This window comes from Bacteroides sp. UBA939 (genome assembly GCF_002293435.1).
In the GTDB taxonomy this organism is placed as follows: domain Bacteria; phylum Bacteroidota; class Bacteroidia; order Bacteroidales; family Bacteroidaceae; genus Bacteroides.
In genome coordinates this window covers 165-19,322 of sequence record NZ_DBDF01000161.1, presented here as the reverse complement: position 1 = coordinate 19,322, position 19,158 = coordinate 165, and the positions used below count along the sequence as shown (strand labels likewise).

At 42.9% G+C, this 19,158-nt stretch carries 14 protein-coding genes; 5 read left to right on the top strand and 9 right to left on the bottom strand.

From position 1 onward, the window contains the following. Positions 1–132: 132 nt before the first annotated feature. Positions 133–3,003, bottom strand: a complete 2,871-nt coding sequence (locus B2Z67_RS10075; protein WP_291529699.1) for a transcriptional regulator — start codon at positions 3,001–3,003, stop codon at positions 133–135. 427 nt (positions 3,004–3,430) lie between these two features. Here B2Z67_RS10075 and B2Z67_RS10070 point away from each other — a divergent pair, with 427 nt between their 5' ends. After that, a complete protein-coding gene (locus B2Z67_RS10070) occupies positions 3,431–3,832 on the top strand; it encodes a YkvA family protein (protein ID WP_291529698.1) in 402 nt (133 codons plus the stop codon). 7 nt (positions 3,833–3,839) lie between these two features. On the opposite strand, the gene B2Z67_RS10065 is transcribed toward B2Z67_RS10070, so the two are convergent. Continuing rightward, on the bottom strand, positions 3,840–6,029 hold the full coding sequence (locus B2Z67_RS10065; RefSeq protein ID WP_291529697.1) for a TonB-dependent receptor: 2,190 nt from the start codon (positions 6,027–6,029) through the stop codon (positions 3,840–3,842). A gap of 18 nt (positions 6,030–6,047) precedes the next feature. Beyond that, positions 6,048–6,272, bottom strand: coding sequence for a hypothetical protein (locus B2Z67_RS10060; protein WP_291529696.1), 225 nt, complete (start codon positions 6,270–6,272; stop codon positions 6,048–6,050). Positions 6,273–6,788: 516 nt separating this feature from the next. Here B2Z67_RS10060 and B2Z67_RS10055 point away from each other — a divergent pair. After that, on the top strand, positions 6,789–7,430 hold the full coding sequence (locus tag B2Z67_RS10055; RefSeq protein WP_291529695.1) for an HAD family hydrolase: 642 nt from the start codon (positions 6,789–6,791) through the stop codon (positions 7,428–7,430). On the opposite strand, the gene B2Z67_RS10050 is transcribed toward B2Z67_RS10055, so the two are convergent. Next, positions 7,423–9,474, bottom strand: coding sequence for a TlpA family protein disulfide reductase (locus B2Z67_RS10050; protein WP_291529694.1), 2,052 nt, complete (start codon positions 9,472–9,474; stop codon positions 7,423–7,425). The genes B2Z67_RS10055 and B2Z67_RS10050 overlap by 8 nt on opposite strands. A 167-nt stretch (positions 9,475–9,641) precedes the next feature. Between B2Z67_RS10050 and panB the strand changes: the two genes are divergently transcribed. After that, on the top strand, positions 9,642–10,463 hold the full coding sequence (gene panB / locus B2Z67_RS10045; RefSeq protein WP_291529693.1) for a 3-methyl-2-oxobutanoate hydroxymethyltransferase: 822 nt from the start codon (positions 9,642–9,644) through the stop codon (positions 10,461–10,463). Between the two features lie 20 nt (positions 10,464–10,483). Next, complete coding sequence (locus tag B2Z67_RS10040; protein WP_291529692.1) at positions 10,484–11,527, top strand: MFS transporter; 1,044 nt, start codon at positions 10,484–10,486, stop codon at positions 11,525–11,527. Positions 11,528–11,552: 25 nt separating this feature from the next. Here B2Z67_RS10040 and B2Z67_RS10035 read toward each other — a convergent pair whose 3' ends face one another. Together B2Z67_RS10035 and B2Z67_RS10030 are read right to left on the bottom strand one after the other, a co-directional pair. Beyond that, positions 11,553–11,924, bottom strand: coding sequence for a diacylglycerol kinase family protein (locus tag B2Z67_RS10035; protein ID WP_291529691.1), 372 nt, complete (start codon positions 11,922–11,924; stop codon positions 11,553–11,555). 189 nt (positions 11,925–12,113) lie between these two features. Further along, on the bottom strand, positions 12,114–14,336 hold the full coding sequence (locus B2Z67_RS10030) for a RelA/SpoT family protein (RefSeq protein ID WP_291529690.1): 2,223 nt from the start codon (positions 14,334–14,336) through the stop codon (positions 12,114–12,116). A gap of 106 nt (positions 14,337–14,442) precedes the next feature. Between B2Z67_RS10030 and B2Z67_RS10025 the strand changes: the two genes are divergently transcribed. Then, entirely contained in the window at positions 14,443–15,960 is a 1,518-nt protein-coding gene (locus tag B2Z67_RS10025; RefSeq protein ID WP_291529689.1) for a DUF4301 family protein, read from the top strand. A gap of 154 nt (positions 15,961–16,114) precedes the next feature. Here B2Z67_RS10025 and B2Z67_RS10020 read toward each other — a convergent pair whose 3' ends face one another. From B2Z67_RS10020 to B2Z67_RS10010, 3 genes are all read right to left on the bottom strand, one after another. Continuing rightward, the gene (locus B2Z67_RS10020; RefSeq protein ID WP_291529688.1) at positions 16,115–16,504 is read right to left on the bottom strand and encodes an RNA recognition motif domain-containing protein; all 390 of its coding nucleotides are present in this window, start codon (positions 16,502–16,504) and stop codon (positions 16,115–16,117) included. A 21-nt stretch (positions 16,505–16,525) separates the two neighbouring features. After that, positions 16,526–16,975: a cold-shock protein gene (locus B2Z67_RS10015; RefSeq protein WP_291529687.1), complete on the bottom strand. Its 450-nt coding sequence runs from the start codon at positions 16,973–16,975 to the stop codon at positions 16,526–16,528. Between the two features lie 206 nt (positions 16,976–17,181). Continuing rightward, positions 17,182–18,966: an ABC transporter ATP-binding protein gene (locus tag B2Z67_RS10010; protein ID WP_291529686.1), complete on the bottom strand. Its 1,785-nt coding sequence runs from the start codon at positions 18,964–18,966 to the stop codon at positions 17,182–17,184. Positions 18,967–19,158 lie beyond the last annotated feature (192 nt).

Here is a 19,158-nt window from a genome sequence, read left to right as displayed (position 1 = left end):
TTAAACGGGATATATATGGTTCTCGAACGGGATATATGCGGTGTGCGGACCATCTATATCCCGTGTTTACACCACATATATCCCGTGCGCAAACCGCATATATGCGGTGTAAATACCATCTATATGCGGTTGTCACTTACTGAACTTTTGCAGGAACTCAGTCAGATTTTCATCTTCGCCCAAGCCCAACTTCTTTCGCAAGCGATAGCGGCTGATTTCAACTCCACGCAGGGAAATATTCATTAATGGGGCAATTTCTTTGGACAATAAGCTCATTTTGATATAGGCACAAAGTAACTTTTCTTTATTGCTTAATTCAGGGAAAGACTCTTCTAATTTGCGGAAAAAATCATGATGTACCGAATCAAAAGTAGTTTGAAAAGCCAGCAAATCATTATCATGTTCTATATTCGTATTAATCTGCCCCACCAAGCGGAGGGTTTTACGACGCAAAGACACCAGATTCTCCTCGCTAATGGAATGCGATATGCGTAATACCTCATTCTTAACACTAAGTAATATCTCGTTTTTTCGCACGATATTCAATGTCGTACGTATCAATTCTTCTGACCTATGCCGTAATTCGGCTTGCAAATTTTCTTCTTTCAGCGAAACGATTGTCTGGTCTTTCAAATCGCTTTCCTTCATGAACTCCTGCTTCTGCCTGTAAATTTCCAACTCTTTCTGCATTAGCAGCCTTTTACGATTGACTTCAATGCGGCGGTAGACATAAAATACCATCAAACAAGCAGCAGCCATATATATCATCAAGCTCCACCATGTGCGATACCATGGGGGAAGTACTTCAAATGCAAAAGATGTCATCACAGGTTCCTGACCGCTGTCTGTCATCAGTTTGACGCTGAATAGATATTTACCTTCATGCAGTCCTGTGAACTCTTTCATGCGATTCTGGCTAAACTCACTCCATTCTCCTTTATCAGAACCTTTACTCAAACAATAAGAGAAGAGAACTGAACGGGTGGCGTCGTAACTATTTATATTATATTCTATACGAAGAGAATTGTATTTGTATGGAATGATTACAGTAGTATCTTCGTAATGATAACTTCGGCCATATATCAATGAATCCCTTTGATCGGTCAGATATACACGGCGTATCTGTATAGCCAACGGTTCTTTCCTTGTGGCTATCTCCTTAAAACGTATCAGCGAGAAGCCTTCTTCAGTTCCTGTTATGACTTGTTCTCCATAAGTGCTTATGGACTCATAATTCTCAACCAAAGAACCTTTTAAGTATATATCATGAGGGTTTTTGAAATATAAATCTTTTATCGCATTATAGCGTAATAATTTCAGTTCTCCATCCGATACATACCAAATGTTCTGGTTCGTATCTGTGGTCAGATAAGTATATGCTACTTTCCCATCCAACATGTTTTCCAGCTCATGGTATTCTTCCAGATAATCCTCTGTATAGTTATAACGCCATAATCCATAACGAGAGGCCACAACAAGTTCATTATTTACCTTGGCAAGAAAGATATCATAACCGGATGGAAAATATTTATGATTGTATTTCTTGAAACTTACGACTTCGCGCAAATCATCCGATAAGTTCAACCGGCAAACTCCCCTGTCTCTGTTCGTCACCCATAGCACATTGCCTGATTCTTCAGCCATAAGGCTTTTAGCCGAATATGTGAAATTCTTCAGTCGGCAAACTACCTGCCAGCGTCCCGCCTCTTTTTGCAGCAGATATAATCCGCTATATTTTCCGTAAGCTCCGGCAATCAGCGTATTGGGATGATTGTTCAGGGGAATAATGTTTCTTACTCCTCTAAGCCCCTCCAAATGCTCGATTCTATCACCGTCTATCACGAAAATGCCATTATCCGAAGCACAAAACAATCTGTCATCATAATGCAGAAACGACCATATTTGTCCTCCTGTTTCCGGAATAAACCTGATTGGTATTTCCTTGTTCATTTCATTAGGAAGTACTGTAACATAAACTCCCTGGTTAGTGCCCAAGTACAGTTTGTCCTGGTATAGGCAAGAAGAATAGCCCGAACCTATAACCGGCTTATTGCCATATAATGAAAAGACGGGAGAACTTAACTGTATGCAATCTATACCATTGTCCAGCCCTAACCAAAGATTGTTCTGCGCATCAAAGTTCAGACTTAGCACTGTTTTGTTTTGCAGTCCGCTATTGATAGAAATCAGATTCATTTCATCTTTTTCCAAATCCAGCAGGCAGACTCCATCCTGCACAGAACCAAGTGCCAGCAAAGATTGACTGATTGCGGCGCAAAAGATATGATTGCGGCGCATAAAATTATCCGCAGCACATTTATACTTTTCTATAGATGTGCCATCATAAGTAAATAAACCATTGTAACGGGTAACAATAAGGATTTTTCCGTTGTAGGGTAATAAGCCTGACACTCTACCCAGAATGTCCGATCCCGGTATCAACTTAAAATGTTTGTCGTCCATAACCTGAATACCCTCAGCCGCTCCAATATAGAATTTATTATATAAGATGGCCGATGTATATATCTCTCCTGCATACTCTATATATTCCAACCGGTTATTCTCCCAGCAGAACAAACTGCGGTCTGATTGGAAATAGATTTTATCCTTATTCTCCAATATATTCCATATAACACCAATATTTGATTTCCCTTGCAAGCTGTCAGAAAGGCAAGTGTAATCCAATCCCCCCAATTGATTTGGGGTAAAATAGCCGAATTGCGCTATTCCGCCTATGTAAATCCGTCCGTCCTTTCCTATTTTCATAGTCCGCACTTTTGCATTTCTCATAGGATAAAGGTTCCAACCGCTACCGTCAAATTCCAACAAACCATTATTGTTAGCCACATACATCCATCCGTTTTCATGTTGCTGTAACATCCAGTTCTGATTATCGGCTTTATACGTATGGCGTGTGTAATTAGTAACCGGTCGTTGCCACTCAGCGTTTGCCGGTACGGTTATCAATAATAAGAGCAGAAATATAAAACAAGGTGTTTTCATAATACAGTGATATTCATGTAACAAACAAAGATAATATGTTTTGCTTGAACTGATATTGAGTCCATCCCTTTTTAACAAATATGCTGAAATAGAATTATTGTACTATAAAGCTATTGATTATCAATAGTCTATAATTTCCATATTCTCTCCATCGGGTGAGGCTATAGGTACGGTTGAAGTACCTGAACGCCCCACGTCTCTACTTCTATTAATCATTCCCACCGCTAAATTCTCATNNATTTATGACAAGACACTTATAAATAATGTACAATAATTCTATTTCAGCATATTTGTTAAAAAGGAATGGACTCAATATCAGTTCAAGCAAAACATATTATCTTTGTTTGTGAACTGATTTCTAATTGAATAACATATATGAAATCAATCCCAATGCTTCAAAAATGAAGAAAGCTTCAAACTATCATAAATGTTCGATAAACTACAACATAAAGCCAAAGAATTAAAGAAAAGCATCGTCACGCTAAGCGTTGCTTTGCGACACAAGCGCACACCCTGGTATGCAAAGGTTGTGTTATTGCTTGTCGTTTCGTACGCCCTTAGCCCAATAGACCTAATTCCCGACTTCATTCCCGTATTGGGGTTGTTGGATGATTTATTGCTATTGCCTTTGGGAATTGCGCTCGGAATAAAACTGATTCCCGAAGATGTTTGGCAGGAATGCCAGCAGACAGCCGAAAGCCAAAGCGTTTCGGGCAGGAAAAATTGGTTTGTCGGCGGGTTGATAATTTTGCTTTGGTTGATTCTGATTGTTGTTTTAGCAAAGGTTTTCTATGGAATATGCTTCGATAATTCCGTAGAAAAATCTTGAAAGTAATTTAGAATCTCAACCTGAATCCCGCATTGGCGATAAACCCGTCGGTAGGCGCATAGATTTCGGCAAACTGCGGATTTCGGATACTTCCCGTGTACATATCGCCCCAACGGGATTGACGGGTATCGGTAAAGTTCTCAAAATTCACGAACAGGCTGAGAAACTCTAAAACGGTATATTCAGCCGATGCACCCATAATCCAGTAACCGCGCGTCTGTTCGCCTGTAGAAAGGCTTTGCGGGCTTACATAGAACAATTCGTAGCTCAAACGCAACTTATCCTCTATCTCGTACATCACATTGGCATTGATACGATGTTTGGCCGTCAGCGGATTGATGGTATTGGTTCCGTCAAACTTCCGCACGGCGTCAGTAAATGTGTAGCCGAGGTAGCAGGAAAAATCACCGTAACGCAACTTGACGTTGGTTTCAAAGCCTTTGGTATCTATCCGACCGTCGGCATTGGTGAAAGCGTAATAGTTTGTTCCACTCGCCTCATTCAACAATAAAGGTTTTTGAATAATGGTGTAGAAAAACATCTGGTTGATGGAAAAAGACAGTTCATCGAAAAGCTCTGTTTTGTAGTCCACATCGGCATTGACGCCGTATGACCTTTCGGGTTTCAGTTTGTCGAAGTCCAGCGGAAGGATATTGCAGAAAGCCCTTTCTTCTGAATCTTCCGAAAAAACGGTCGGCATCTTATATCCCAATCCGCCACCGACGCGCGACGACCAGTGAGGATTGATTTTATAAAGAAACGACAAACGCGGCAAGGCGAAAAAGTCGTTGTGGTTGGTATAGTCGAGCCGCAAACCGCTTTCGGCAATAAACTTCTGCGAGATATTCCACGTATTTTGCGCAAACAGCCCGACGACCGAATTGGTATAGTCCAGTTTTCCCGTTACAGGGATATCGCCCGACTGGCTGAAATCGTCCGTCTGGGCGTTTAGCCCGAATACCCAATCCATTTTTTCTTTGGGAATGAAATAAGAGGCTTCGCCGAACCCGGAAAACTGTGAACCGTCGAAATCGTAATCGTTCTGTTCAATCAACCGTTTGAAGTAACCTCCGCTTCCCTTAACGGTAAGCACCGATTTGTCTGCAAACTTTTTATTGAACTTGGCTGTGGCGGAATAACGGTCGGTGTTGTCCTGCTCGTAATAAATGTGTTCCGTATCGGCATTGCCTTTGATAACCTGCATGTCGCCACCCTTGCGCGTTTCCAATCCGGCGTTCAATCCGATGTTCAACGTCGTGTTCTTGTCGAAATAGTAAAAGAAATTCGGGTTAATGGTCAGGCGTTTGAAACGCGGAATATCCGACAGGCCGTCGTCGCCGGCATCGTATGCCTTTTGCAGGTTGCCTGCGGTATAGAAGGTCAATCCCGCCTTTCCGTATTTTTCCGAGTAATAGGCGCTCATGTCCAACGCCGAAGTTGTATTGGTATTGAACAGGGTTGAGATTTCCCGTTTTTCTTCGGGTTCCTTTGTGATAAGGTTTACCAACCCTGCAATAGCCCCGCCTCCGTAGAGTGTGGACGACGAACCTTTGACCACTTCCACCCGTTTCAGGTTCAGCGGTGGTACTTGCAAAACACTCAACCCTTCGGCATAACCCGAATAGAGCAGGAAACCGTCTTGCAACAACTGCGTGTATTTGCCGTCCAGTCCCTGAATGCGAATACTTGCGCTACCCGATACCTGCGAGGTTTGTTGCACCTGAATCCCCGTGCTTTCGGTGAGCAACATTTTGATATTGCCGGGCTGCATCACGGCTTTTTCTTCCAGTTCGCCCGAAGCGATGGTTTCGATACGGGTGGGGATATTGGAAATGGTACGGCTGCTTCGGGTGGATGATACCACTACTTCCTCCAATTCACTTTCAGAGGCTGCCAACAGGATTAAATAGATGCTGTCTTTTTGTAAGGGGAATGTGAGTTGCAGTTTCTGTTCTGCATAACCAATCATGGAAAAGACAAGGGTTTGCGCACCTGACGGGATATTTTGAATACTAACCCGGCCGTTGGCATCCGTAGTGCTGCCAATCATTGCAGGACGAATATAGGCCGAAACACCGGGCAATGCTTCTTTTGTTTCTTTATCTTTTACTGTGGCGCGAAATACGTTTTGTGAAAAAAGAGTTTGGCCGAAACATAACAGTATCAAACCAATGATAAAGGTAAATCTAAATTTCATATTGTTTTCTATTCGGATTTATATGCCACCGATACTATCCCATGAAAGAACATCGGCACAGAGAGGACAAAGATCGAAATCGACAACAGCGTAAACGGGATTGGAGACTGAAACGGTTACGGCAGTTGTGTAGGTATCGTATTCGTCGTCAAAAGTATTCTCTATCCCGCAGGCGTTGATTTCCAACGCGGCTTGCAGGAACAACAATAACCAAAATATATGGAATACTTTTTTGAATTTCATAGGGCAAAAGTACGAAATTCCACAGATATGCAAGAGTATTCTCTGTTTATTTTCCTAACCTATATAAACAAATGATTATAAAACAGCAAGAGCCGTCCAAATTGGGCGGCTCTTGCTGTTTCGGTTTTTACTCATCTTTTTTCGGCAACAGGTGGTACAAGTCTGGGTCATCCACAATACGCTGCAACTCATCGGCGACGATTTGTTTGGTTTCGGAGATGCGCAGATACCAAATTATACCTGCCATGAGCAGCAGGATATAGTCGACCGACATGGTGAATATGTAGAATCCGCGTTCGTCCGCTTAATCCGCGTCGTCCGCATACCCATTCCCACTGCTAAATTCACATTTATAGTATAAGATAATTGTGACGAACTACTTACCGGACTGAACAAACCATTATGAGCAATTATTTATTTGCTTGGTTCGAGAATTATTGTGACCTTTGCGCCGCAAGTAAGATTTTTACTTCTGCTACAGCTTCATTAATAATTTAAGGTAAAACAGAGTTTGATATGATTGAAACTAAAAACATCGTTGTTCTTTTCGATTTCGACGGTGTCGTTGTCGATACGGAAGCACAGTACAGTGTCTTCTGGCATAAGATGGGGGTAGATTATCTGGGTATGGAAGATCTGGAAGACCGGATAAAAGGACAGACCTTAGTCTACATATACGATAACTTCTTCCCCGGAATGATTAAAGAACAAAAGGAAATCACCGCTTCCCTCAATGCTTTTGAGCAATCAATGGATTTCGGCTATATTCCCGGTGTGGAAGATTTTATAGCCGACCTGCAACGTCATGGTGTTAAGACAGCCGTAGTCACCAGCTCCAACGCAGAGAAGATGGAAGCCGTATATCGTGTTCATCCCGAAATAAAGACGATGTTCGACCGTATATTTACCGCCGAAATGTTTGCCGCTTCTAAACCTGCTCCGGACTGTTTTCTACTGGGTATGGATGTCTTCTGCAGTACGCCGCAACACACTTACGTCTTCGAGGATTCCTTCAACGGACTGAAAGCCGGAATGGCTTCCGGCGCAACTGTTATCGGTTTGACTACCACCAACTCGCGCGAAGAAATAGCCCCGCTATGTCATTACATCATTGATGACTTCGAGGGTATGAGTTATGAGAAACTGCTGGCTATTTAGCCAGCAGTTCATCGACTCTACTTATCAATTCGGCTTTCCTGCTGGGAGAAGGCGCTTTCATGTCTGTAATGTTCCCCTCCTTATCTATTAACATATAGGTTGGGAAGCTCCTTATTGAAAACTTTTGCTCCAGCATTTGCTGTTGCTGGGCAGGCAGGTTATAGTGCACTATGTTGGGACCGGTTAAGCGGAATTCTTTGATGCAATTCTTCCACGTCTTTTCGGGGGAGTAATTGGCAAAGTACATGAAAATCACATCCTTCTCTTTCATTTCATCTTTTATCGGCGCTACCAGTTGCATCTCCTTTTTGCACGGACCGCACCAGGTTCCCCATACATCTACATAAATAACTTTGCCTTTGTAGGGTTCAATCAATGTGCGCCATAGCTCGTCAACGTCTTTACAGTCTTTTAAATGATCGGTTGCCTTCAAGCTTTCCGGGTGACTTATGTCTTGTTTGCTTAGTTCAGCGTACATCTCCTGCCGTTCCATTATTGTACTCCTGAACTCTTTATGAGTGACCAGTTGCTTGAAGTACTCCAGAATCTTTTCATCCAGTTCTTTTCTGTTGTATTCCATGTTGGCATAGAAGTTCTGAGTAGCTATCCATTCTTTCAATATGGGGGTAGCTTCTATCTGTCCGAAACAAATAAGTTCGTTATCTATTCTTTTCTTATCCAATAAAAAGGGAATTACGGATTTATATTGATTGCACAGACGGATTGTATTGCTGTCATTCAGTAATTTGTCGGTGCGTAACATCCCTTCTTTGTAGGGCAGGGCTAATGAATCTATTTCTAATGAGTCTTTTCCTGAATATTTTCCATTTATACTGAGTTCCACAGCATGTTCGTATGCCAGGAAATCTTCTTTTTGCTGTTGGGTCAGAGGTTGAATTTGTTCCCTGTCCAGATAATGTAGCAATTCAATATTATCAAAAATAAAAGCTCTGAGAAGCATACTGTTATAATAACCCAGATAATCAGCCAGGAAAGAGCTGACATTCCGATGCAATGTATAGGGTTGCGGTAAGCAGTGATACAGACTGTCTACATAATCCATATAGGGCTTATCAAAGAATTCCTTATTATATCCCCTTTGCAAAGAGAAACGTCTTTGCATGAGGTAGAACGCCAGCTCCATTTTACTGCCGGACTCTTCATATTGTATGAACCTGTCTGAAAGCATTGGATGCATTTCCATATATTCCTTTAATATATCTACCTTTTTCTTGTAGTTATCCTTCAGCTTCTGCATAAATCCTTCATGGCTCACTGTTTTGTCGTCATAACGTGCATATATGTAATGTTCTCTATTGGGCGGATACAGGGCAAAGTTTCTTAATTCAGTATGCAGGCGGGCGTTCTTCCCCATGAATTGGGTTTTATTGGTGGCATAATCATGGTACAGGAATATCTTTTCACCCGGTTCTACTACATCCTGAATTCTGACTCCCTCTCTTTGCCAATCCATAAACACAGTGGTCGTATTAACAACGGGAAAAGTGATACGGAAGCATCCCTGTGCATCTATATCAGCATAATATGTATCCTGCTCACGAGAGTAGAAGTTGGATACACCGACAAAAAAAGGTACAGTCCTTTTCGCATGTTGCAGATATCCGATGATGGTGACGGAATCCGTGCAGTAACCATTGTCTGTAAATGTGCGGTGGTCTTTGCTTTTGAACTCCGGTTGTGCGGAGCGCCGGATTAGCTTTAATTGCCGTTTATCAGGAAATACGGCAGTACAAGTACTGTCTTGCTTATTGCTGAGTTTTAATTTGATCGTTTTACTTTCATTCCCTTTCCGGAGCGTAATCTCTGCTTTGTTTTTTTGTGCTTTCGTAGATTGATACAACCAAATATCATCTTCGTACACGGCGAAGTTATTAAAGAGACCTAATAACCATTCCTGAGTATCCGGATTATACCAGCATCCGTGAATTTGTAGCTGATTGGGTAAACTGTTGAGCTGTACTTGTGCTTCTGATCTTGTAGTCAGCATAAGGAGGCATGCGAGTAGAGTAAAGAGCTTTTTCATGGTATATATTTGTATGTAATTTGTATGATGGGGCAAATATATGTAAAAATACTGAGTACGAGGTTCGCTTGCATTTAAAACTTTGCCATAATCTTATGAGGTTATTAATTTAAAGTTATACCTTTGGCGCGAAATTTCGATAACTCATAACTTATAACTAAAGAATTATGGCCGGTTATATTTCAGATGACACTCGTAAAGTGACTACCCATCGCCTGATAGAAATGAAACAAAGAGGCGAAAAGATATCCATGTTGACATCCTATGACTACACTATGGCACAGATTGTGGACGGTGCAGGCATGGATGTAATCCTCGTGGGCGACTCCGCCAGTAACGTAATGGCGGGCAATGTGACTACTCTTCCTATGACTTTAGACCAAATGATTTATCATGCCAAGTCCGTAGTTCGCGGCGTGAAGCGTGCCATGGTAGTGGTTGATATGCCTTTCGGCTCCTATCAGGGCAATGAACTGGAAGGACTTGCTTCGGCTATCCGCATCATGAAAGAAAGTCACGCCGATGCATTGAAACTGGAAGGCGGCGAAGAAATCATAGGCACAGTAAACCGTATTCTCAGTGCCGGCATACCCATCATGGGACACCTCGGACTGATGCCGCAATCCATTAATAAATACGGTACTTACACTGTACGCGCCAAGGATGAAGCGGAAGCCGACAAACTGGTACGTGACGCACACCTGCTGGAAGAAGCCGGCTGCTTTGGCATCGTATTGGAGAAAGTTCCTGCGGTTCTGGCTGAACGTGTGGCTAATGAACTTACCATTCCGGTTATCGGTATTGGCGCCGGTGGAGGAGTAGATGGTCAGGTTTTGGTAATTCAGGATATGCTGGGTATGAACAATGGTTTCCGTCCCCGTTTCCTGCGCCGCTACGCCGACTTGCATACGATAATGACTGACGCTATCAGCCATTACATATCCGACGTGAAGAACTTGGACTTCCCGAATGAGAAGGAACAGTATTAATTGGGAAGGAACAGCATTAATTGAGAAAGAATAGTCTTAATCACGAAAGCCTTTGGAAGTTGGATTTTATGCGGATGTGCATGGCCAACTTCCTGTTTTTTGTATCCATATATACATTGCTTCCTCTGCTTCCTTCGGTGATGGTACCACAGCTGGGCATCTCTACGGGAGAGGTGGGCGGTATGTTTCTGGTATTTGCGGCAGGCATGTTTGTTGTGGGGCCATTCCATGCTTATCTGGGTGATGAACATAAGCGGAAGCATGTACTTATTTACTCCATCCTTGTGACGCTGGGAGTAACGGTGGGTTACCTTTTCGTTGATACGTATCCGAGACTGCTGCTGCTTGCCGCTATACAGGGGGGCGCTTTCGGGCTGGCAACGACGGCAGGCATCACGGTGGCTATCGATATCACTACTTCTTCGCGTCGCAGTGCCGGAAACATGGCGTACACATTGGCTGCACGCCTGGGCATGGTAGTAGGGGTTGGAGCAGGAGCGTGGATGAAGATGTATACGGAAGGACTCGGTATGGCGGTTTATCTCTCTGTGGCATGCGGAGTAGTCAGTATGTTGTTTGCTTTACAGGTGCATGTGGCTTTCCGGGCGCCGATAGGGGTGGGGTATTGTAATTTCGACCGTTTCCTGTTGTTGCGCAGTTGGCTTCCTGCTATCAATATGGTACTGATTGCTTTCATTCCGGGGGTGTTGATGCCGATGGATGGTGGTTATAGCGCTGTCTTTTTCCTCATTGTCTTGTTGGCGCTTACGATACCGTTCACGAAGATGTTCGTCAAGTTATCGCATCATTGCCAGCGGGGAACGGCAAATACAACGTGTCATCTGGCTATCGAGGCGGGTGTTTTGATAGGTATAGCAGTCTGCTGCCTGCTGTCGGACAGTGTAGAAATTTCTTCGACGCTTGAAGACGGTTCCCGCATTGCACGTCAGCTTCTTTATGTAGACTTTCAGTTGATTTATAAGGTCGCAGGCGTCGGCATCATCGTAGCGTCGCTTTTCTTCTTACTGACCTATCGTTATTATAAGAAGATGAAAGTGAGATGAAATGATTATCCGCCTGAATATTAGACTAACCCAATATATACAGTATATACGGAAAAAAGATAATAATCCCTATGATTGCCGCCGCAACAGCGCACACCAGCACTGCTCCGGCGGCAATGTCTTTTACTTGCCCTGCTATCGGATTCCGTTCGGGCGAAGTCAAATCTACTAATTTCTCAATGGCGGTGTTGAATAACTCCGCAGCTATCACTGCACCGATACAGAGAATAACGATAAGCCATTCGGTGCGGGTAATGCCGAAAAAGAATCCCGCAACCACTACCATTACCGCAGCGATCAGATGAAAACCAAGGTTCTGTTCTTTCCCTATACATTGGCAGATGCCCTTCCAGGCATAGCCAAAACTGCGGATTTGCTTCTTCAGATTGTATCGCATACGTATATTCTTTTAAAGTGTTCTGTTATAATTAGTATTCTGTTATAATTAGTTTCTTAAATGAGAACTTATCGAAGCAGGAAAAAGAAACCGCGTTCATCCGCTTAATCCGTGTCGTCCGCGTATCCATTCTCCCATCTAAACTATCATTTATACCACAAACCAATCATAACGAAATACCTGTTTATCTCAGTTTCTTGAAATCTGCTTCACCCCCTTCACCGTCCTCAACTTCTTTATAAGCGTTTCAAGACGTCCTGTATCGCCCACCATAATCGTAAGCGTTCCGGAGAATAAACCATCATGCGAATCAATACCGATGGAGCGTAGTGAAATATCATTTTCTTTCGATATGATTGAAGTGATATTCGTTACGATACCAATATCATCATGCCCTACAACACGGAGCGTAATCGGATATTGCGTTCCTTGCGATTTACCTGCCCAACGCGCCTTTACAATCCGGTAACCGAACCGCTCGCGCAACTGCGTGGCATTGGGACAGTCGCAACGGTGTATTTTAATACCGCCGGATACGCTCACAAAACCAAATACATCATCTCCGTAGATTGGATTACAACAACGTGCAAGTTTGAAATCCAACCCTTTCAGGTTCTGGTCGATAACCAGTACATCCTCCTTCGAGCGGATGATTTCATCGCTTTGTATCTGTTGCAGGTTATAGCTTTCGGCGCTACGGTACGTTACGTCTTCATGCGTGTCATTCTCCCGCTTCTGCTGCTCCAGATACTTATCTATGATTTCGTTTACATCCAGTGTTTCGTCTGCAATGCTCTGATAGAAATCCGTCACAGTCTTGAAGCCCAGTCGCTTGATTAAGCGCATCATTATGGCTTCATCATATTCAATCTTCCTGTTTTTGAATTTCCGTTCAATCGTTTCTTTGGCGAAAGCATACTGACGGGCAACTATTTCCTTCAAAGCCTGACGTATTTTGGTGCGAGCTTTGGACGTGGTTACGATGTTCAGCCAATCCTGTTTGGGCGTCTGCATATTCGAGGTTATGATTTCTACCTGGTCGCCACTGTTCAACACTTGTTTTAGCTGCACATTTTTACCGTTTACTTTGGCGCCGATACATTTGCATCCTACTTTACTGTGAATATGGAAAGCAAAATCAAGTACCGTGGCGCCTTTACCCAGTTTGAACAAATCTCCCTTGGGAGTGAAAACAAACACTTCATCCTCGTACAAATCGAGCTTGAACTGATCCATAGCTTCCAATCCGTTGCTATCCGAGTTCTCCAGAGCTTCACGTACCGAAGTCAGCCATTCATCCAATCCGTTTTCTCCCTTTACACCTTTATAACGCCAGTGGGCGGCAAGACCGCGTTCGGCAATGTCATCCATACGCTCGGTACGTATCTGTACTTCCACCCATTTGCTTTCAGGTCCCATCACGGTGATGTGTAACGACTCGTAACCGTTACTTTTAGGTACGGATAACCAGTCGCGCAAGCGTTTAGGGTTCGGTTGGTACATATCCGTTACAATAGAGTAAGCCTGCCAGCACTCCTGTTTTTCTATATTTACTTTCGAGTTCAGAATAATGCGGATGGCAAACAGGTCATACACTCCTTCAAACGGGCACTTTTGTTTCTTCATCTTCTGGTAGATGGAGTGGATGGATTTTGTACGTCCCTTGATGTGAAACAGCAATCCGGCTTCCGCCAGTTTCCTCTGTAACGGAGCGATGAAGGCTGCAATGTATTTATCACGGGAAGCCTTCGTCTCATTCAGTTTATCCTTGATGTGATAATAGACTTCTTTTTCCGTGTATTTCAGTGACAGATCTTCCAACTCCGACTTCAACTTATACAATCCCAGTTTATGAGCGAGAGGGGCATACAGGTATGCTGCCTCGTTTGCCACCTGACGACGCGCTTCATCATTGTTACTATCCTTGATTTGCCGCATGATGTTCACCCGGTCGGCAATCATTATCAGGATAACGCGCATGTCTTCGGCGAACGACAGCAACAGGTTACGAAAATTCTCCGACTCGATTGCCGGGCTTTTGGCGTATAGTTCATTTACACGTATTAATCCCCGGATAATCCCTGCTACGTCTTCACCGAAAGAATATTGTACTTCTTCGGTGGTACATGCTCCGTTCCTCACGCTTTCATGCAGCATAATACCGATGATAGATGCACGTTTCATTCCTATTTCTTCGGTAACGATAACGGCGGTCTGCATATCTTTGATCAGCGGATTCAGTCCGAACGTATCTCGCTGTACGTGGTTGTTTTGTATAGAGTTGACAAGATGTGTTTTTAGCTTCTTACAATCGCCTTTCCGTAAAGTTTCGCCGGTCAGCTGTAATAATTTTCGGTAGAGCGAGAAGAGTAGCTCCTTCTCTTCGGTAGTGAAAAATTCATCTCTTTCCATAATTGTCCATTTTTGTGGTGTAAAGGTATATTTTTTCTTCCTTTTCTTGATAAAGGTTGCTGTTTTTTTGTAATTTTGGGCATCAATTAATTAAATTATAGATAGTATGATAACATCGCAGGACAAAGAGTTGCTTACACGGAAAGGAATTTCTGAACAACAGATTGCCGAACAGTTAGCCTGTTTTGAGAAAGGTTTTCCGTATTTGAAGTTGGCTGCTGCCGCTTCTGTTGAAAAAGGTATTCTGATACCTGATGCAGACGAGCAGAAACACTATCTTGATGTATGGGATATATATACACAGGCAGACAAGGTTGTGGTGAAGTTTGTACCGGCGTCGGGGGCGGCAAGCCGTATGTTTAAGAATCTATTTGAGTTTCTCGAGGCTGATTATGATGCTCCCGAAACTAAATTTGAAAAGGTATTCTTTGAACAAATAGAGAATTTTGCGTTCTATGACGATTTGAATGCTACCTGCCGGCAAATGACGGAGCAAGACATTCCTGCGTTGATGTCCGGAGGAAATTACAAAGCCATAGTGACAGCCCTTCTTGAAGATGCCGGACTGAATTATGGCGCATTGCCCAAAGGTTTGCTGAAGTTCCATAAATACGAAGAAGGTAGCCGTACGCCATTGGAAGAACATCTTGTAGAAGGTGCGCTTTACGCTACCAATAGGAGTGGAAAAGTGAATGTGCATTTTACCGTTTCTTCAGAGCATCGTTGTTTATTCGAAGCGTTGGTAGCCGCTAAAGCTGCTGCCTATGCAAGAAAATACAATGTAGATTATAATGTTACTTTCTCAGAGCAGAAACCCTGCACGGATACTGTTGCTGCTGATATGGAGAATCACCCTTTCCGTGATAACGGCAAGTTGTTGTTCCGCCCGGGTGGTCATGGCGCGCTTATTGAGAATCTGAATGACTTGGATGCAGACGTAATTTTCATTAAGAACATAGATAATGTAGTACCTGATAAGCTGAAAGGGGATACCATACTATATAAGAAACTCATTGCAGGTGTACTCATAGCCTTGCAGCAGCAGGCGTTTGCATACCTGAGGATTTTGGATAGCGGTCAATATACCCATGAGCAAGTGATTGAAATACTACAGTTCTTGCAAAAGAAACTCTTCTGTAAGAATCCGGAAACCAAGAACCTGGAAGATGCTGAACTCGTTCTTTACTTGAAGAAGAAACTGAACCGTCCGATGCGTGTTTGCGGTATGGTGAAGAATGTGGGAGAGCCGGGTGGAGGTCCGTTCCTTGCGTATAATAGTGACGGAACAATTTCTCTGCAAATTTTAGAGAGTTCACAGATTGATATGGATGATCCGGAAAAGAAAGAAATGTTTGAAAAGGGCACGCACTTCAATCCGGTTGATTTGGTTTGTGCCGTACGTGACTATAAGGGACATAAGTTCAATCTTGTAAACTACGTAGATAAAGCTACCGGCTTTATTTCTTATAAATCGAAGAATGGCAGGGAGCTTAAAGCTCTTGAACTTCCCGGTTTGTGGAATGGTGCAATGAGTGATTGGAATACGGTATTCGTTGAAGTTCCTCTGACTACATTCAATCCGGTTAAGACGGTGAATGACTTGTTGAGGGAACAACACCAATAAAGTATCACCCCGATAGCGTGCGTGACATATAACGAAATGTGTCGTAAGCCGAAAAGATAATAAAACACCCCTGTCGTAGTATTACAACAGGGGTGTTTTTATAAAATCAGGGCTTTCAACACACCCTTCTCTTTTATCTTATTAAGTAGCGAAATTAATATCTGCCACCGCCGCCACCGTAGCCACCGCCACGATTGCCTCCACCATTGTAGCCACCTCCACGGTTGCCACCGCGATTGCCGCCACCATAGCCACCACCACCGCGATTACCTCCACGGCTGCCACCACCCGAAGGTTTTTCAGCTCTTGGGCGTGCTACACTTACTGCAATGTTCTTGCCTTCAAATTCAGTTTCGTTAAGGGTGTCAATAGCCTTCTGACCTTCTTCATCATTCGGCATTTCTACAAAGCCGAAACCGCGTGAACGTCCCGATTCTCTGTCGTTAATAATGTAGGCGGAAGTTACTTCGCCAAATTGTGAAAATAAATCCTGTAAGCTGTCGCTATTTGTGCCCCAGCTTAAATTTGCAACATAAATGTTCATTTCTTTTGTAAGTTAAAATAGTTATTTATTAATGATTGAGATCCGCACGGCGTTCATACCCCGTGCACCACGTTCAATTTCAAATGTTACTTTGTCTCCTTCTGTTATGCCTTCAGGAGCGGAAGATACATGAAAGAAATACTTTTCGCCACTTTCTGCATCTTTTATGAATCCATAGCCTCTTGAGGTGTTAAAATGATCAATCCGTCCGTTTAGAGGTACTGTTTCTTCTGCTTCGCCTTTTTTCGGAACAGATATTTCTATTTCAGAAGCATCTATTTCTTCTTTAGGCTTTATCCCCTCAGGGGTAGAATGAAGAACTCCGTTTTCATCTACATAGGCCAGCATTTCTTCGAAACTACGGCTACCACTGCTTAAGCGTTCTTCTTTCCTTTTTTGTTTTTCTTCTCGCTTACTCTGTTTTGCTTTTTCTCTGTCTCTTTTACTTGATGTTACCTTTTTTATTGCCATTCTTAATTTGTAGTATATTATACAAGCTTTAATGCCTGCAATTAATTCAATCCAATTATTTATGTCACAAAGATAAAGATAAATTTTAGCTATCCTGTGTTTTTTTAATTATTTATCGGTATAATTTGTTTTTTATCTCTTTCTTTATTATGAGCGACGTGGAAAGAATTCGTAACTCTATGCTCAGTGTATAGCAAGTATTTATTTTAATCCTCCTCTATAGTCTTCGATATTTTATCAATATTGAGGCTTCGTGCCATAGCGTCGAATATATCCTTGTACGTACCTTCCATGTGATATAATTCTTCGTGCGTACCCGATTCTACCACATGCCCCATTTTCATTACATATATCTGGTCGGAATCTATTATTTGTGAAATGCTATGCGAAATAATGATAACGGTACGGTCTTTTTTGATAGCGTCGAGCGAATTCTTGATTTGTTCCGTAGCCACGGCGTCTAAACTGGCTGTAGGTTCATCTAAGAAGATGATAGGCGGATTCTTGAGGAACATCCGTGCAATGGCGATGCGCTGTTGTTGTCCGCCTGACAGAGCCAATGCCGAACTCTCGTAACCATTGGGCAATGCAATGACTTGCTCGTGAATATACGCTTTCCGGGCTGCATCTTCCATTTGTTCGCGGGTGGCGTTTACATTACCATACAGGATGTTCTCGGCAATTGTGCCGCTGAATATGTGATTCTTCTGCAACACCAGACCGATATTTTCACGCAAATATCTTGTATCGTAATCAATAAGCGGTATGCCATCAAGCAGAATCTCTCCTCGTTGCGCTTCGTAAAACTTATCCAAAAGATTGATTACCGTACTTTTGCCTGCACCCGACAGCCCGACAAGCGCTGTAATCTTGTTCGGCTCAATCTTCATATTCACATTGAACAATGCCTGCGTGCCTGTTGGATAAGTAAAATCAATATCCCGCAGTTCAAACTCGCCACGGATTTTTGCAGGACGGTATTCACCTGATTGTTCTTTCTCATGGTCGGAATTCATAACATCGAAGAAACCTTCGGCATAAATCAGTGCGTCGTTGATATCATCATAAATGCGGTGTAATTGCCTGATAGGAGCGGTGACATTATTAAAAAGCATGATGTGAAGCATTATTGCGCCTATTTGCATTTGTCCGGTCAGCACAAGGTAGGCGGTTAATATGATGATAATCACTACGCCAAACTGCTCGGTAAAGGTTTTCAGTCCGTCAAACTTGAAATTTGTCGAACGCGTACGCATCTGTGTATCGGTAAGGGCGGTTTGCAGGTCAAGTTGCTTTTTTGCTTCGATATTTTCGCGGTTAAACGATTTTATGACGTTTATTGAGTCCAGAATATTGATAATCCCACCTGACTTGTTTTCCCGGTAAGTACGGATGTTGCGCCGCCAACCTTTGAGCTTCTGCGCCTGTCTCTGGCTGATATAGAAATAAATAGGCACGATGCACAAACCCACAAGCCCCACATAAAAATTGGCGTGGAACATACCAATCAATGCCACAATGGCTGAAGTAAAAAGCGGGAAGATATCTATGAAAAAACTTTGTACCGTACGTGTCAAACTCGAAACGCCTTGGTCGATACGGGTTTGCAGTTTACCCGAACCGCTTTCGTCGGCAGTGAAAAAAGCCATGCGGTAGGTCAGAATTTTCTCTATAATCTGCTGGGCAAGGTCTTGCGAAATCATAATCCTGATTTTCTCACCGAAGAATTTCTGTCCGAAAGAGATGAAAATGTTAACGATTTCTTTTGCCATTAAGATGATGGAAATAATAGCCACAATATGCATACCTTCCTGTAACGGTTTGTGTTGTTCCAGGAGTGAGGTAATACTGTTGACTGTGTATTGCAGTACGTACGCATTGACCTGTGCCGTCAAAGCTCCGATAAACGTCAGTACCAATGCCAGAATCACCAGCCATTTGTAGGGCTTGACATAAGGTAAGATATTGCGAAAAAGTTGACTAAGATTCATAGATGGTTTTCCTTTTATAACGTATGGCTTCATAATATTGTTCTGAATTCATATTTGTAGGAGTTAAAGGGGGTATCTAACTCCTGCACTGTGAATAATGCAGGCTGTATCACACATGGTCTGCTCCGTATCAAGTCCGTACCAACTCCGTACCCGCTCCGTATAAGGGTACCTTTATACGGAGCGGGTACG

Coding starts and splice junctions, on each gene's coding strand:
- B2Z67_RS10075 (WP_291529699.1), bottom strand. CDS start 3,003: ATGAAAACACCTTGTTTTATATTTCTGCTCTTATTATTGATAACCGTA.
- B2Z67_RS10070 (WP_291529698.1), top strand. CDS start 3,431: ATGTTCGATAAACTACAACATAAAGCCAAAGAATTAAAGAAAAGCATC.
- B2Z67_RS10065 (WP_291529697.1), bottom strand. CDS start 6,029: ATGAAATTTAGATTTACCTTTATCATTGGTTTGATACTGTTATGTTTC.
- B2Z67_RS10060 (WP_291529696.1), bottom strand. CDS start 6,272: ATGAAATTCAAAAAAGTATTCCATATATTTTGGTTATTGTTGTTCCTG.
- B2Z67_RS10055 (WP_291529695.1), top strand. CDS start 6,789: ATGATTGAAACTAAAAACATCGTTGTTCTTTTCGATTTCGACGGTGTC.
- B2Z67_RS10050 (WP_291529694.1), bottom strand. CDS start 9,474: ATGAAAAAGCTCTTTACTCTACTCGCATGCCTCCTTATGCTGACTACA.
- panB (WP_291529693.1), top strand. CDS start 9,642: ATGGCCGGTTATATTTCAGATGACACTCGTAAAGTGACTACCCATCGC.
- B2Z67_RS10035 (WP_291529691.1), bottom strand. CDS start 11,924: ATGCGATACAATCTGAAGAAGCAAATCCGCAGTTTTGGCTATGCCTGG.
- B2Z67_RS10030 (WP_291529690.1), bottom strand. CDS start 14,336: ATGGAAAGAGATGAATTTTTCACTACCGAAGAGAAGGAGCTACTCTTC.
- B2Z67_RS10025 (WP_291529689.1), top strand. CDS start 14,443: ATGATAACATCGCAGGACAAAGAGTTGCTTACACGGAAAGGAATTTCT.
- B2Z67_RS10020 (WP_291529688.1), bottom strand. CDS start 16,504: ATGAACATTTATGTTGCAAATTTAAGCTGGGGCACAAATAGCGACAGC.
- B2Z67_RS10015 (WP_291529687.1), bottom strand. CDS start 16,975: ATGGCAATAAAAAAGGTAACATCAAGTAAAAGAGACAGAGAAAAAGCA.
- B2Z67_RS10010 (WP_291529686.1), bottom strand. CDS start 18,966: ATGAATCTTAGTCAACTTTTTCGCAATATCTTACCTTATGTCAAGCCC.